Origin of the sequence: Klebsiella sp. 2-CIP_Kleb., assembly GCF_050378715.1 — a bacterium.
GTDB lineage: Bacteria > Pseudomonadota > Gammaproteobacteria > Enterobacterales > Enterobacteriaceae > Klebsiella > Klebsiella quasipneumoniae.
The window spans coordinates 1,212,274-1,226,325 of sequence record NZ_JBNRLG010000001.1; the positions used below are offsets into that span (position 1 = coordinate 1,212,274).

Consider the following 14,052-nt stretch of genomic DNA (forward strand, 5'->3'; position numbering starts at 1 on the left):
CGGAAATCAGCGGCGAGAACGCCCGGCGTCGCGGCCGTTATCCAGACATTTCTCAACCTTCTTTTCATAATTCCTCCATTTTTACGGCCCCTTCCCTCACTAAACTAGTATCATTCAGCGAAACGCTTCAGGATGAGACCGTAAACTAATGAAAGGCAGTAACATACGTCGTTGGGGCGCCGCGCTGGCGGTAGTGATTATCGCCGGGGCCGCCTACTGGTTCTGGCACGATCGTGGAACGAGCGGCAGCGGGACGCCCGCCGCCGGGCAGGGTCCGCAGGGGCCGGGCGGCGCGCGCCATGGCCGCTTTGGCGGCGCGCTGGCGCCGGTGCAGGCCGCCACCGCGACCGAACAAGCGGTCCCGCGCTATCTCACCGGGCTGGGTACCGTGACGGCAGCCAATACCGTCACCGTGCGCAGCCGGGTCGACGGCCAGCTGCTTAGCCTTCACTTCCAGGAGGGTCAGCAGGTCAAAGCCGGCGATCTGCTGGCGCAGATCGATCCCAGCCAGTTTAAAGTCGCCCTCGCCCAGGCGCAGGGTCAGCTGGCGAAAGATAACGCCACTCTGGCGAATGCCCGCCGCGATCTCGCCCGTTACCAGCAGCTGGTGAAAACCAATCTCGTCTCCCGCCAGGAGCTCGACACCCAGCAGTCGCTGGTGGTGGAATCCGCTGGCACCGTAAAAGCCGATGAAGCAGCCGTCGCCAGCGCCCAGCTGCAGCTGGACTGGACGCGCATCACCGCGCCGATCGACGGCCGCGTTGGGTTAAAGCAGGTGGATATCGGCAACCAAATTTCCAGCGGGGATACCACCGGGATTGTGGTTCTCACCCAGACGCATCCGATCGACGTGGTCTTTACCCTGCCGGAAAACAGCATCGCCACGGTGGTGCAGGCGCAGAAAGCGGGTAAAGCGCTCAGCGTCGAAGCCTGGGACCGCACCAATAAGCAGAAAATCAGCGTCGGGGAGCTGCTGAGCCTCGACAACCAGATCGATGCGACCACCGGGACCATCAAGCTGAAGGCGCGCTTCAGCAATCTGGACGACGCCCTGTTCCCCAACCAGTTCGTTAACGCCCGCCTGCTGGTGGACACCCAGCAGAACGCGGTGGTCATCCCTGCCGCCGCCCTGCAGATGGGCAACGAAGGGCATTTTGTATGGGTGCTGAACGATGAGAATAAGGTCAGCAAACACAGCGTCACCCCGGGGATCCAGGACAGCCAGAAAGTGGTCATCAGCGCCGGGCTTTCTGCCGGGGATCGCGTGGTCACCGACGGGATTGACCGCCTGACCGAAGGGGCGAAAGTGGAAGTTGTCACCGCCAGCGGCAGCGAGCAGGCGCAGCCCGCCCCGCGCCAGAGCGGTAAACACGGAGCGCGTTCCTGATGCAGGTGTTACCCCCAGGCCGCACCGGCGGCCCGTCCCGGCTTTTTATTATGCGTCCGGTGGCCACCACGCTGCTGATGGTGGCGATCCTGCTGGCCGGGATCATCGGCTACCGTTTTCTGCCGGTCTCCGCCCTGCCAGAGGTCGATTACCCGACCATCCAGGTGGTCACCCTCTATCCGGGCGCCAGCCCGGACGTGGTGACCTCCGCCATCACCGCCCCGCTGGAGCGCCAGTTCGGCCAGATGTCCGGCCTCAAGCAGATGTCGTCGCAAAGTTCCGGCGGCGCCTCGGTCGTCACGCTCCAGTTCCAGCTGACCCTGCCGCTGGACGTTGCCGAGCAGGAAGTGCAGGCGGCCATCAACGCCGCCACCAACCTGCTGCCGAACGATCTGCCCAACCCGCCGGTCTACAGCAAGGTGAACCCGGCGGATCCGCCGATCATGACCCTCGCCGTTACCTCCTCCGCGATCCCGATGACCCAGGTAGAGGATATGGTGGAGACGCGGGTGGCGCAGAAGATCTCTCAGGTTTCCGGCGTCGGTCTGGTGACCCTCGCCGGCGGCCAGCGCCCGGCGGTGCGGGTGAAGCTTAACGCCCAGGCCATCGCCGCCCTCGGCCTGACCAGCGAAACCGTGCGCACCGCCATCACCAGCGCCAACGTTAACTCGGCGAAAGGCAGCCTCGACGGCCCGGCCCGCGCGGTAACGCTTTCCGCTAACGATCAGATGCAGTCCGCTGAGGATTACCGCCGCCTGATTATCGCTTATCAGAACGGGGCGCCGATCCGGCTCGGCGATGTCGCCAGCGTCGAACAAGGGGCCGAAAACAGCTGGCTGGGGGCGTGGGCCAACCAGCAGCGGGCGATCGTGATGAACGTCCAGCGTCAGCCGGGGGCCAACATCATCGACACCGCCGACAGCATTCGCCAGATGCTGCCGCAGCTCACCGAGAGCCTGCCGAAATCGGTGAAGGTGCAGGTTCTTTCCGACCGGACCACCAACATTCGCGCCTCGGTGCGCGACACCCAGTTTGAGCTGATGCTGGCCATCGCCCTGGTGGTGATGATCATCTATCTGTTCCTGCGCAACGTGCCGGCGACCATTATTCCCGGCGTCGCGGTGCCGCTGTCGCTGGTGGGCACCTTCGCGGTGATGGTATTCCTCGACTTCTCGATCAACAACCTGACGCTGATGGCCCTGACCATCGCCACCGGCTTTGTGGTGGATGACGCCATCGTGGTGATCGAGAACATCTCGCGCTATATCGAGAAAGGCGAGAAGCCGCTGGCCGCTGCGCTGAAAGGCGCGGGAGAAATCGGCTTCACCATCATCTCCCTCACCTTCTCGCTGATCGCGGTGCTGATCCCGCTGCTGTTTATGGGCGATATCGTCGGCCGCCTGTTCCGCGAATTCGCCGTTACCCTTGCCGTCGCCATCCTGATCTCGGCGGTGGTCTCCCTGACCCTGACGCCGATGATGTGCGCCCGCATGTTAAGCCACGAATCGCTGCGTAAGCAGAACCGCTTCTCGCGGGCCAGCGAGCGCTTCTTCGACCGGGTGATCGCCGTCTATGGCCGCTGGCTGAGCCGGGTGCTGAACCATCCTTGGCTGACACTCGGCGTCGCCCTGAGCACCCTGGCGCTGTCGATTCTGCTGTGGGTCTTTATCCCGAAAGGCTTTTTCCCGATCCAGGATAACGGCATTATCCAGGGCACCCTCCAGGCGCCGCAATCGGTCTCCTTCGCCAGTATGGCCCAGCGCCAGCAGCAGGTTTCCGACATTATTCTCAAGGATCCGGCGGTGGAGAGCCTGACCTCGTTCGTCGGCGTCGACGGCACCAACCCGGCGCTGAACAGCGCCCGCCTGCAGATCAACCTCAAGCCGCTGGATGAACGCGACGACCGCGTCCAGACGGTGATTAGCCGTCTGCAGCAGGCGGTGGCCGGTGTCCCGGGCGTGGCGCTCTATCTGCAGCCGACCCAGGATCTGACCATCGACACCACGGTGAGCCGCACCCAGTACCAGTTCACTCTGCAGGCGAACTCCCTCGAGGCGTTGAGCACCTGGGTGCCGCCGCTGCTCAGTCGCCTGCAGGCCCAGCCGCAGCTGGCCGACGTCAGCAGCGACTGGCAGGACAAAGGCCTGGCCGCCTATATCAAGGTGGACAGGGACAGCGCCAGCCGCCTCGGCATCTCGATGGCCGATGTCGATAACGCGCTGTACAACGCCTTCGGCCAGCGGCTGATCTCCACCATTTACACCCAGGCGAATCAGTATCGCGTGGTGCTAGAGCAGGATACCGAGGCGACCCCGGGCCTGGCGGCGCTGGATAATATCCGCCTGACCAGCAGCGACGGCGGCATCGTGCCGCTGACCGCCATCGCCACGGTGGAGCAGCGCTTTACCCCGCTGTCGGTGAACCACCTCGATCAGTTCCCGGTGACCACCATCTCGTTTAACGTTCCGGACAACTACTCGCTGGGCGAAGCGGTAGAGGCAATCCTCACCGCCGAACAGTCGCTGGATTTCCCGAGCGATATTCGCACTCAGTTCCAGGGCAGCTCGCTGGCCTTCCAGTCGGCGCTGGGCAGCACCGTCTGGCTGGTCGTGGCCGCGGTGGTGGCGATGTATATCGTCCTGGGGGTGCTGTATGAGAGCTTTATCCATCCGATCACCATTCTCTCCACTCTGCCCACGGCCGGGGTCGGGGCGCTGCTGGCGCTGTGGCTGGCGGGCAGCGAGCTGGACGTGATCGCCATCATCGGCATCATTCTGCTGATCGGCATCGTGAAGAAGAACGCCATCATGATGATCGACTTCGCGCTGGCCGCCGAGCGCGAGCAGGGCATGCCGCCGCGGGAGGCGATCTACCAGGCCTGTCTGCTCCGCTTCCGACCGATCCTGATGACCACCCTCGCCGCCCTGCTCGGCGCCCTGCCGCTGATGCTGAGCACCGGCGTCGGCGCGGAGCTGCGGCGTCCGTTGGGGATCGGCATGGTTGGCGGCCTGATGCTCAGCCAGGTGCTGACCCTGTTCACCACCCCGGTGATCTATCTGCTGTTCGACCGCCTGTCGCTGCACCTGAAGCGCCGCTTCCCGCGTCAGGAAGAGGAGGCGTAAGTGAAGTTTTTCGCCCTCTTCATTTACCGCCCGGTGGCGACGATCCTCATCTCGCTGGCCATCACCCTGTGCGGCATTCTCGGCTTCCGGCTGCTGCCGGTGGCCCCGCTGCCGCAGGTCGATTTCCCGGTGATTATGGTCAGCGCCTCGCTGCCGGGGGCCTCGCCGGAGACCATGGCCTCGTCGGTGGCCACCCCGCTGGAGCGCTCCCTGGGGCGGATTGCCGGGGTCAATGAGATGACCTCCTCCAGTTCACTCGGCAGCACCCGCATCATTCTCGAGTTTAACTTCGACCGCGATATCAACGGCGCGGCGCGCGATGTCCAGGCAGCGATCAACGCCGCGCAAAGCCTGCTGCCGAGCGGGATGCCCAGCCGGCCGACCTACCGCAAAGCCAACCCGTCGGATGCGCCGATCATGATCCTGACGCTGACCTCCGACACCTACTCCCAGGGTGAGCTGTATGATTTCGCCTCCACCCAGCTGGCGCAGACCATCGCGCAGATTGACGGCGTCGGCGATGTCGACGTCGGCGGCAGCTCCCTGCCGGCGGTGCGCGTCGACCTCAACCCGCAGGCGCTGTTCAACCAGGGCGTGTCGCTGGACGCGGTGCGCACCGCCATCAGCGACGCCAACGTGCGCAAGCCGCAGGGGGCGCTGGAGGACAGCGCCCACCGCTGGCAGGTGCATACCAACGATGAGCTGAAGACCGCCGCCGACTATCAGCCGCTGATCGTCCACTACCAGAACGGCGCTGCGGTGCGGCTGGGGGATGTTGCCACCGTCTCAGATTCGGTGCAGGACGTGCGCAACGCCGGGATGACCAACGCCAAGCCGGCGATCCTGCTGATGATCCGCAAGCTGCCGGAAGCCAATATCATTCAGACGGTGGACAGCATCCGCGCCCGCCTGCCGGAGCTACAGCAGACCATCCCGGCGGCCATCGACCTGCAGATCGCCCAGGATCGCTCGCCGACCATCCGCGCCTCGCTGGAGGAGGTGGAGCAGACGCTGGTGATTTCGGTGGCGCTGGTGATCCTGGTGGTGTTCCTGTTCCTGCGCTCCGGACGCGCCACGCTGATCCCCGCCGTCGCCGTTCCGGTTTCCTTAATCGGCACCTTCGCCGCGATGTACTTATGCGGTTTCAGCCTCAATAACCTGTCGCTGATGGCCCTGACTATCGCCACCGGCTTCGTGGTGGATGACGCCATCGTGGTGCTGGAGAATATCTCCCGCCATCTGGAGGCGGGGATGAAACCGCTGCAGGCGGCGCTGCAGGGAAGCCGCGAGGTCGGCTTTACCGTGCTGTCGATGAGCCTGTCGCTGGTGGCGGTGTTTCTACCGCTGCTGCTGATGGGCGGCCTGCCGGGCCGCCTGCTGCGCGAGTTCGCCGTCACCCTGTCGGTGGCGATCGGCATCTCGCTGGCGGTCTCCCTCACCCTGACGCCGATGATGTGCGGCTGGCTGCTAAAAAGCGGCAAACCCCACCAGCCGACGCGCAACCGCGGCTTTGGCCGCCTGCTGGTGGCCGTACAGGGCGGCTATGGTAAATCGTTAAAATGGGTGCTGAAGCACAGCCGCCTGACCGGCCTGGTGGTGCTGGGCACCATCGCCCTCAGCGTCTGGCTCTATATCTCGATCCCGAAAACCTTCTTCCCGGAGCAGGACACCGGCGTGCTGATGGGCGGCATTCAGGCCGACCAGAGCATCTCCTTCCAGGCGATGCGCGGCAAGCTGCAGGACTTTATGAAAATCATTCGCGAAGATCCGGCGGTGGATAACGTCACCGGATTTACCGGCGGCTCGCGGGTCAACAGCGGGATGATGTTTATCACCCTCAAGCCGCGCGACCAGCGCCACGAGACGGCGCAGCAGGTGATCGACCGGCTGCGCAAAAAGCTGGCCAACGAGCCCGGGGCTAACCTGTTCCTGATGGCGGTGCAGGATATCCGCGTCGGCGGCCGGCAGTCGAACGCCAGCTATCAGTACACCCTGCTGTCCGATGACCTGTCGGCGCTGCGCGAGTGGGAGCCGAAGATCCGCAAAGCGCTGGCGGCGCTGCCTGAGCTGGCGGACGTCAACTCGGATCAGCAGGATAATGGCGCCGAAATGGACCTGGTCTATGACCGGGATACCATGTCGCGCCTTGGCATCAGCGTTCAGGACGCCAACAACCTGCTGAACAACGCCTTCGGCCAGCGGCAAATCTCCACCATCTACCAGCCGCTGAACCAGTATAAAGTGGTGATGCAGGTCGACCCGGCCTATACCCAGGACGTCAGCGCCCTGGATAAGATGTTTGTCATCAACAGCGAGGGCAAGCCGATCCCGCTGGCCTACTTCGCCAAATGGCAGCCGGCCAACGCCCCGCTGTCGGTGAACCACCAGGGGCTGTCGGCGGCGTCCACTATCTCCTTTAACCTGCCCACCGGCCGCTCGCTGTCGGAAGCCAGCGAGGCGATTAACCGCGCGATGACCCAGCTCGGGGTGCCGTCCACCGTACGTGGCTCCTTTGCCGGTACCGCTCAGGTGTTCCAGCAGACCATGAACGCGCAGGTGATCCTGATCCTCGCGGCCATCGCCACGGTCTATATCGTGCTGGGGATGCTCTACGAGAGCTATGTGCATCCGCTGACTATCCTTTCGACGCTGCCCTCCGCCGGGGTGGGCGCGCTGCTGGCGCTGGAGATATTCGATGCCCCGTTCAGCCTCATCGCCCTTATCGGGATCATGTTATTAATTGGCATCGTGAAGAAAAACGCCATCATGATGGTTGATTTTGCCCTTGAGGCGCAGCGCACCGGCAACCTGACGCCGGAAGAGGCGATTTTCCAGGCCTGCCTGCTGCGTTTCCGGCCGATTATGATGACCACCCTCGCCGCGCTGTTCGGCGCCCTGCCGCTGGTGCTCTCCGGCGGCGACGGCTCCGAGCTGCGCCAGCCGCTGGGGATCACCATCGTCGGCGGTCTGGTGATGAGCCAGCTGTTAACGCTCTACACCACGCCGGTGGTCTATCTTTTCTTTGACCGTTTGCGGCTGCGTTTTTCGCGTCATTCCACTCAACCGGTAAGCGAATAAGATGACAGACCTCCCGGCCAGCGTGCGCTGGCAGCTATGGATAGTGGCGTTCGGCTTCTTTATGCAGTCGCTGGACACCACCATCGTCAACACCGCCCTCCCCTCGATGGCCAAAAGCCTCGGGGAGAGTCCGCTGCATATGCATATGATCATCGTCTCCTATGTCCTGACGGTGGCGGTGATGCTGCCGGCCAGCGGCTGGCTGGCCGACCGGGTCGGGGTGCGCAATATTTTCTTTACCGCCATCGTGCTGTTTACCGCTGGATCGCTGTTTTGCGCCCAGGCCAGCACCCTTGACCAGCTGGTGATGGCGCGGGTGCTGCAGGGTATCGGCGGCGCGATGATGGTGCCGGTCGGCCGCCTGACGGTGATGAAGATCGTCCCGCGCGATCAGTACATGGCGGCGATGACCTTCGTTACCCTGCCGGGCCAGATCGGCCCGCTGCTCGGCCCGGCGCTGGGCGGGGTGCTGGTGGAGTACGCCTCCTGGCACTGGATCTTCCTCATTAACATCCCGGTGGGGATCGTCGGCGCCATCGCCACCCTCTGCCTGATGCCCAACTACACCATGCAGACCCGACGCTTCGATCTCGCCGGCTTTGTGCTGCTGGCGGCCGGGATGGCGACCCTGACCCTGGCGCTGGATGGCCAGAAAGGGCTCGGCATTTCCCCCGCCTGGCTGGCGGGACTGGTGGCCGTCGGCCTCGCCGCCCTGCTGCTCTACCTGTGGCACGCTCGCGGTAACGCCCGGGCGCTGTTCAGCCTTAACCTGTTTCGCAACCGCACCTTTTCCCTTGGCCTCGGCGGCAGCTTCGCCGGGCGCATCGGCAGCGGCATGCTGCCGTTTATGACCCCGGTGTTTCTGCAGATCGGCCTCGGTTTTAGCCCCTTCCACGCCGGGCTGATGATGATCCCGATGGTGCTCGGCAGCATGGGGATGAAGCGGATCGTGGTCCAGGTGGTCAACCGCTTCGGCTACCGTCGGGTGCTGGTCGCCAGCACTCTGGGGCTGGCGGCGGTCAGCCTGCTGTTTATGTTTTGCGCCCTGGCGGGCTGGTATTACGCGCTGCCGCTGATCCTGTTTCTGCAGGGGATGATCAACGCCAGCCGCTTCTCGTCGATGAATACCCTGACCCTGAAAGATCTCCCGGACGATCTGGCCAGCAGCGGCAACAGCCTGCTGTCGATGGTGATGCAGCTGTCGATGAGTATTGGCGTGACCATCGCCGGGCTGCTGCTGGGGCTGTACGGCCAGCAGCATCTGAGCCTCGACGCCGCCGGCACCCATCAGGTCTTTCTCTATACCTATCTGAGCATGGCGGCGATCATCGCCCTGCCGGCGCTCATCTTTTCCCGGGTACCGGATGACGTCGGCAGCAATACCGTCATCCGTCGACGCAACAGGAGTGGATCGTGAAATTTTGGCGCCCGGGCATTACCGGCAAGCTGTTCCTCGCTATTTTCGCCACCTGCATCGTGCTGCTGATCAGCATGCACTGGGCGGTGCGCATCAGTTTCGAACGCGGGTTTATCGATTACATCAAGCGCGGCAATGAGCAGCGGTTAACCATGCTTAGCGACGCGCTGAGCGAGCAGTATGCCCAGCACGGCAGCTGGGCATTTCTGCGCAACAATGACCGCTTTATCTTCCAGCTGCTGCGCACCTTCGAACGGGATAATGACGACCGCTCGCCGCCGGGGCACGCCATGAAGCCGGGGGCGATGGACGCGCCGGACGCCGGTCCCGATGGGCCGCCGCCGGATGGTCCCCCTGACGGCCCGCGCCCGAGGCCGGAAATGCCGCCCCACGGCTGGCGCACCATGTTCTGGGTGGTCGATCAGTCTGGCCGGGTGCTGGTGGGCCCCCGCGAGCGCGTGCCGGAGGACGGCAGCCAGCGCAGCATTATGGTCAACGGCGTGGAGGTAGGCAGAGTGATCGCCTCGCCGGTGGAGCGGCTAACCCGCAATACCGACATTAACTTCGACCGGCAGCAGAAGCGCACCAGCTGGCTGATTGTCGCCCTCGCCACCCTGCTTGCCGCGCTGGCCACCTTCCCGCTGGCCCGCGGCCTGCTGGCGCCGGTGAAACGGCTGGTGGAAGGCACCCATAAGCTGGCGGCGGGCGACTTTTCCACCCGCGTGACGGTGACCGGCGGCGATGAGCTCGGCCGCCTGGCGCAGGATTTTAACCAGCTCGCCAGCACCCTGGAGCGCAACCAGCAGATGCGTCGCGATCTGATGGCCGATATCTCCCATGAACTGCGTACCCCGCTGGCGGTGCTGCGCGGCGAGCTGGAGGCGATTCAGGACGGGGTCCGGCGTTTTACCCCTGAATCCATTCCCTCTCTGCAGGCTGAAGTGGCCACCCTCACCAAGCTGGTAGACGATCTCCATCAGCTGTCGATGTCCGATGAGGGAGCGCTGGCCTACCAGAAAACCTCGCTGGATATCATCACCCTGCTGGAGGTGGCTGCAGGCGCTTTTCGCGAGCGCTTCGCCGGCCGGCAGCTGAGCATCCAGGTGTCGCTCCCGGAGCAGGCGATGATCTTCGGCGACCGCGACCGCCTGATGCAGCTCTTTAACAATCTGCTGGAAAACAGCCTGCGCTATACCGACAGCGGCGGCAGCCTGCACATCACCGCCCGCCGCAGCGGACGGATGCTGGTGATCGACTTCGCCGACAGCGCCCCCGGGGTCAGCGATGAGCAGCTGGCCCGCCTGTGCGAGCGCTTTTACCGGGCAGAAGGATCGCGCAACCGCGCCAGCGGTGGCTCCGGCCTTGGGCTGGCGATTTGCCTCAATATCGTAGCGGCCCACGGCGGCACCCTGCGTGCCGACCATTCGCCTTTTGGCGGGGTTAGCATTAAAGTTGAGTTACCTCTGGAACATGATTTACCGAGAGACGTATGACTGAATTGCCTGTAGATGAAAACACCCCGCGCATTCTTATCGTGGAAGATGAACCCAAGCTCGGCCAGCTGCTGATTGATTATCTGCAGGCCGCCGGCTATGCGCCTACGCTGATTAACCATGGCGACAGGGTCCTGCCCTACGTTCGGCAGACTCCGCCGCACCTGATCCTGCTGGATCTGATGCTGCCCGGTACCGACGGCCTGACGCTGTGCCGCGAAATTCGCCGCTTCTCCGACGTTCCGGTGGTGATGGTGACGGCGAAAATCGAAGAGATCGACCGCCTGCTGGGGCTGGAGATTGGCGCCGACGACTATATCTGCAAGCCTTACAGCCCGCGGGAAGTGGTCGCCCGGGTGAAAACCATTCTCCGCCGCTGCAAGCCGCAGCGCGACCTGCAGGCGCTGGACGCGCAGAGTCCGCTGATTGTCGACGAGGGCCGTTTTCAGGCCTCGTGGCGCGACAAGCTGCTGGACCTCACCCCCGCCGAGTTTCGGCTGCTGAAAACCCTCTCCCAGGAGCCGGGCAAAGTGTTCTCCCGCGAACAGCTACTCAACCATCTGTATGACGACTATCGGGTAGTCACCGACCGCACCATCGACAGCCACATCAAGAACCTGCGGCGCAAGCTGGAGGCGCTGGACGCCGAACAGTCGTTTATCCGCGCCGTGTACGGGGTTGGCTACCGCTGGGAAGCCGACGCCTGCCGGCTGGCGTAGTGAGCCTTTCCCGGCTCGCGCTGCGCTTAGCCGGGCTACAAGTCCACCGCCGTCTGCAATCCGTAACCCGGGTAAGGCGTTTACCCCGCAACCCGGGAAACTCCGTAGCGTCTATCCCACCAGGCGTTATGAGTGCTGTCAGTGTGAGCACTGCCCAGGTTCAAAATGGCAAACAAATTAGCCATACTGAAAGATACCCATCTGATATTTACTCCCCTTCGCCGCGGCGCTACAATGCCCGCCCTTAATGTGGGGACACTCCCCAACTCGCCGCACCCGGTGCGGCGAATCTGACCTGTCATCAGAACGAGAACACCATGTTTAAACCAGAACTCCTTTCCCCGGCGGGAACGCTGAAGAATATGCGTTACGCTTTCGCCTATGGCGCCGATGCCGTTTATGCCGGCCAGCCGCGCTACTCGCTGCGCGTGCGTAACAACGAATTCAATCACGAAAATCTGCAGCTCGGCATCAATGAAGCCCACGCGTTGGGTAAAAAATTCTATGTGGTGGTCAACATCGCCCCGCATAACGCCAAGCTGAAAACGTTTATTCGCGATCTGAAGCCGGTGGTGGAGATGGGTCCGGACGCGCTGATCATGTCCGATCCGGGTTTAATCATGCTGGTGCGGGAAAACTTTCCGGATATGCCGATCCATCTTTCAGTGCAGGCCAACGCCGTCAACTGGGCGACGGTCAAATTCTGGCAGCAGATGGGCCTCACCCGCGTGATCCTGTCGCGTGAACTGTCGCTGGATGAAATCGAAGAGATCCGCCGCCAGGTGCCGGAGATGGAAATTGAGATTTTCGTCCACGGCGCGCTGTGCATGGCCTACTCCGGCCGCTGCCTGCTCTCCGGGTATATCAACAAGCGCGACCCGAATCAGGGAACCTGCACCAACGCCTGCCGCTGGGAATACAACGTGGCGGAAGGTAAAGAGGACGACGTCGGCAACATCGTTCACAAATATGAGCCGATTCCGGTGCAGACCGTGGAGCCAACCCTCGGCATTGGCGCGCCGACCGATAAAGTCTTTATGATCGAGGAAGCCAAACGTCCGGGCGAGTACATGACCGCCTTCGAAGATGAGCACGGCACCTACATCATGAACTCGAAAGATCTGCGGGCTATCGCCCACGTTGAGCGTCTGACCCAGATGGGCATTCACTCGCTGAAGATCGAAGGCCGCACCAAATCCTTCTACTACTGCGCGCGCACCGCCCAGGTTTACCGCAAGGCGATCGATGATGCCGCCGCCGGCAAACCGTTCGATACCAGCCTGCTGGAAACCCTTGAGGGGCTGGCCCATCGCGGGTACACCGAAGGCTTCCTGCGCCGCCATACCCATGACGATTACCAGAACTACGAATATGGCTACTCCCTCTCCGAACGCCAGCAGTTTGTCGGCGAATTCACCGGGGAGCGTAACGGCCCGCTGGCGGCAGTGGCGGTCAAAAATAAATTCAGCGTTGGCGACAGCCTTGAACTGATGACTCCGCAGGGTAACGTCAACTTCACCCTCGAGCATATGGTAAATGGCAAAGGCGAAGCCATGCCGGTGGCCCCGGGCGACGGCTATACCGTATGGTTGCCTGTGCCGGACGACCTGCCCCTGCAGTATGCGCTGCTGATGCGCAACTTTACTGGTCAGACAACCAGAAACCCGCACGGTAACTAGTTAATTTGCGTTATTTTTTCACGATGTAAGGATATTAGAATCGGATCACATACCGTTTCGATCGAAACAGGTATCATCCATTTCGCTGAAAAACATAACCCATAAATGCTAGTTGTACCAGGAACCACCTCCTTAGCCTGCGTAATCTCCCTTACGCGGGCTTATTTTTTTGCCTCTCTTCCGGCCTTCACTTGCGTCATGCGGTACACTTTATGCAACATTGAGCAATAAAGGTTCCCTTGATGATGTCTACGTTTCCTGCCAGCTTACTGATCCTTAACGGCAAAGGTGCCAATGAACCGCAGCTACGCGAAGCGGTTAACCTGTTACGCGATGAAGGGATTGATATTCACGTCCGCGTGACCTGGGAAAAGGGCGATGCCGCGCGGTTTATCGATGAAGCCCTGCAGCTGAACGTTGAAACGGTGATCGCCGGCGGCGGCGACGGCACGATTAATGAAGTGGCGACCGCGCTGGTGGAGCGCGGCAGCAACATGGCGCTGGGGATTTTACCGCTGGGCACGGCCAACGACTTCGCCACCAGCGTCGGTATTCCACAGGATCTGGCGAGCGCCCTCAAGCTGGCGATCGTCGGTCGCGATGTGCCGATAGATATCGCCCGGGTTAATGATAAGACCGGCTTTATTAATATGGCGACCGGCGGGTTCGGCACCCGGATCACCACCGAAACGCCGGAAAAGCTCAAAGCCGCGCTCGGCGGTGTCTCTTATTTAATCCACGGCCTGATGCGCATGGATACCCTGAAGCCGGACCGCTGCGAGATCCGCGGGGAGAACTTTCACTGGCAGGGCGATGCGCTGGTCATCGGCATCGGCAACGGCCGCCAGGCGGGCGGCGGCCAGCAGCTATGTCCGGAGGCGTTGATTAACGATGGTCTGCTGCATCTGCGCATTTTCACCGGCGAAGAGCTGATCCCTGCCCTCTTCAGCACCCTGGCGAATCCGGAAAACTCGCCGAATATTGTCGACGGCGTCTCCTCCTGGTTTGAGATCACCGCCCCCCATGAGATGACGTTTAACCTCGACGGCGAGCCGCTCAGCGGCAAAACCTTCCGTATGGAGCTGTTACCGGCGGCCCTGCGCTGCCGGCTGCCGCCCGACTGCCCGCTGCTACGCTGATCAGGCTTCGCAAAGCAA

The 14,052-nt window shown here is 62.6% G+C and carries 8 protein-coding genes; all 8 read left to right on the forward strand.

What is annotated here, in order from left to right:
• The first annotated feature begins 148 nt into the window (after nt 1-148).
• Nucleotides 149-1,387 (forward strand): MdtA/MuxA family multidrug efflux RND transporter periplasmic adaptor subunit, encoded by a 1,239-nt coding sequence (locus tag ACQUTP_RS05995; RefSeq protein WP_004201552.1) that lies wholly within the window; start codon nt 149-151, stop codon nt 1,385-1,387.
• Nucleotides 1,387-4,509, forward strand: a complete 3,123-nt coding sequence (locus ACQUTP_RS06000) for an MdtB/MuxB family multidrug efflux RND transporter permease subunit (RefSeq protein ID WP_017899361.1) — start codon at nt 1,387-1,389, stop codon at nt 4,507-4,509. Before ACQUTP_RS05995 ends, ACQUTP_RS06000 begins: the two co-directional genes overlap by 1 nt.
• The gene (gene mdtC, locus ACQUTP_RS06005; RefSeq protein ID WP_135722251.1) at nt 4,510-7,587 is read left to right on the forward strand and encodes a multidrug efflux RND transporter permease subunit MdtC; all 3,078 of its coding nucleotides are present in this window, start codon (nt 4,510-4,512) and stop codon (nt 7,585-7,587) included.
• A gap of 1 nt (nt 7,588) precedes the next feature.
• Entirely contained in the window at nt 7,589-9,004 is a 1,416-nt protein-coding gene (locus ACQUTP_RS06010) for an MFS transporter (protein ID WP_017899360.1), read from the forward strand.
• Complete coding sequence (baeS, locus tag ACQUTP_RS06015) at nt 9,001-10,497, forward strand: two-component system sensor histidine kinase BaeS (RefSeq protein WP_017899359.1); 1,497 nt, start codon at nt 9,001-9,003, stop codon at nt 10,495-10,497. The genes ACQUTP_RS06010 and baeS overlap by 4 nt, the downstream gene beginning before the upstream one ends.
• Nucleotides 10,494-11,216, forward strand: coding sequence for a two-component system response regulator BaeR (gene baeR / locus ACQUTP_RS06020; RefSeq protein ID WP_048325120.1), 723 nt, complete (start codon nt 10,494-10,496; stop codon nt 11,214-11,216). Before baeS ends, baeR begins: the two co-directional genes overlap by 4 nt.
• Nucleotides 11,217-11,533: 317 nt before the next feature.
• Nucleotides 11,534-12,895: a tRNA 5-hydroxyuridine modification protein YegQ gene (gene yegQ / locus ACQUTP_RS06025; protein ID WP_222903550.1), complete on the forward strand. Its 1,362-nt coding sequence runs from the start codon at nt 11,534-11,536 to the stop codon at nt 12,893-12,895.
• Between the two features lie 242 nt (nt 12,896-13,137).
• Nucleotides 13,138-14,034: a lipid kinase YegS gene (yegS, locus tag ACQUTP_RS06030; protein ID WP_017899357.1), complete on the forward strand. Its 897-nt coding sequence runs from the start codon at nt 13,138-13,140 to the stop codon at nt 14,032-14,034.
• Nucleotides 14,035-14,052 lie beyond the last annotated feature (18 nt).

Coding starts and splice junctions, on each gene's coding strand:
- ACQUTP_RS05995 (WP_004201552.1), top strand. CDS start 149: ATGAAAGGCAGTAACATACGTCGTTGGGGCGCCGCGCTGGCGGTAGTG.
- ACQUTP_RS06000 (WP_017899361.1), top strand. CDS start 1,387: ATGCAGGTGTTACCCCCAGGCCGCACCGGCGGCCCGTCCCGGCTTTTT.
- ACQUTP_RS06010 (WP_017899360.1), top strand. CDS start 7,589: ATGACAGACCTCCCGGCCAGCGTGCGCTGGCAGCTATGGATAGTGGCG.
- baeR (WP_048325120.1), top strand. CDS start 10,494: ATGACTGAATTGCCTGTAGATGAAAACACCCCGCGCATTCTTATCGTG.
- yegQ (WP_222903550.1), top strand. CDS start 11,534: ATGTTTAAACCAGAACTCCTTTCCCCGGCGGGAACGCTGAAGAATATG.
- yegS (WP_017899357.1), top strand. CDS start 13,138: ATGATGTCTACGTTTCCTGCCAGCTTACTGATCCTTAACGGCAAAGGT.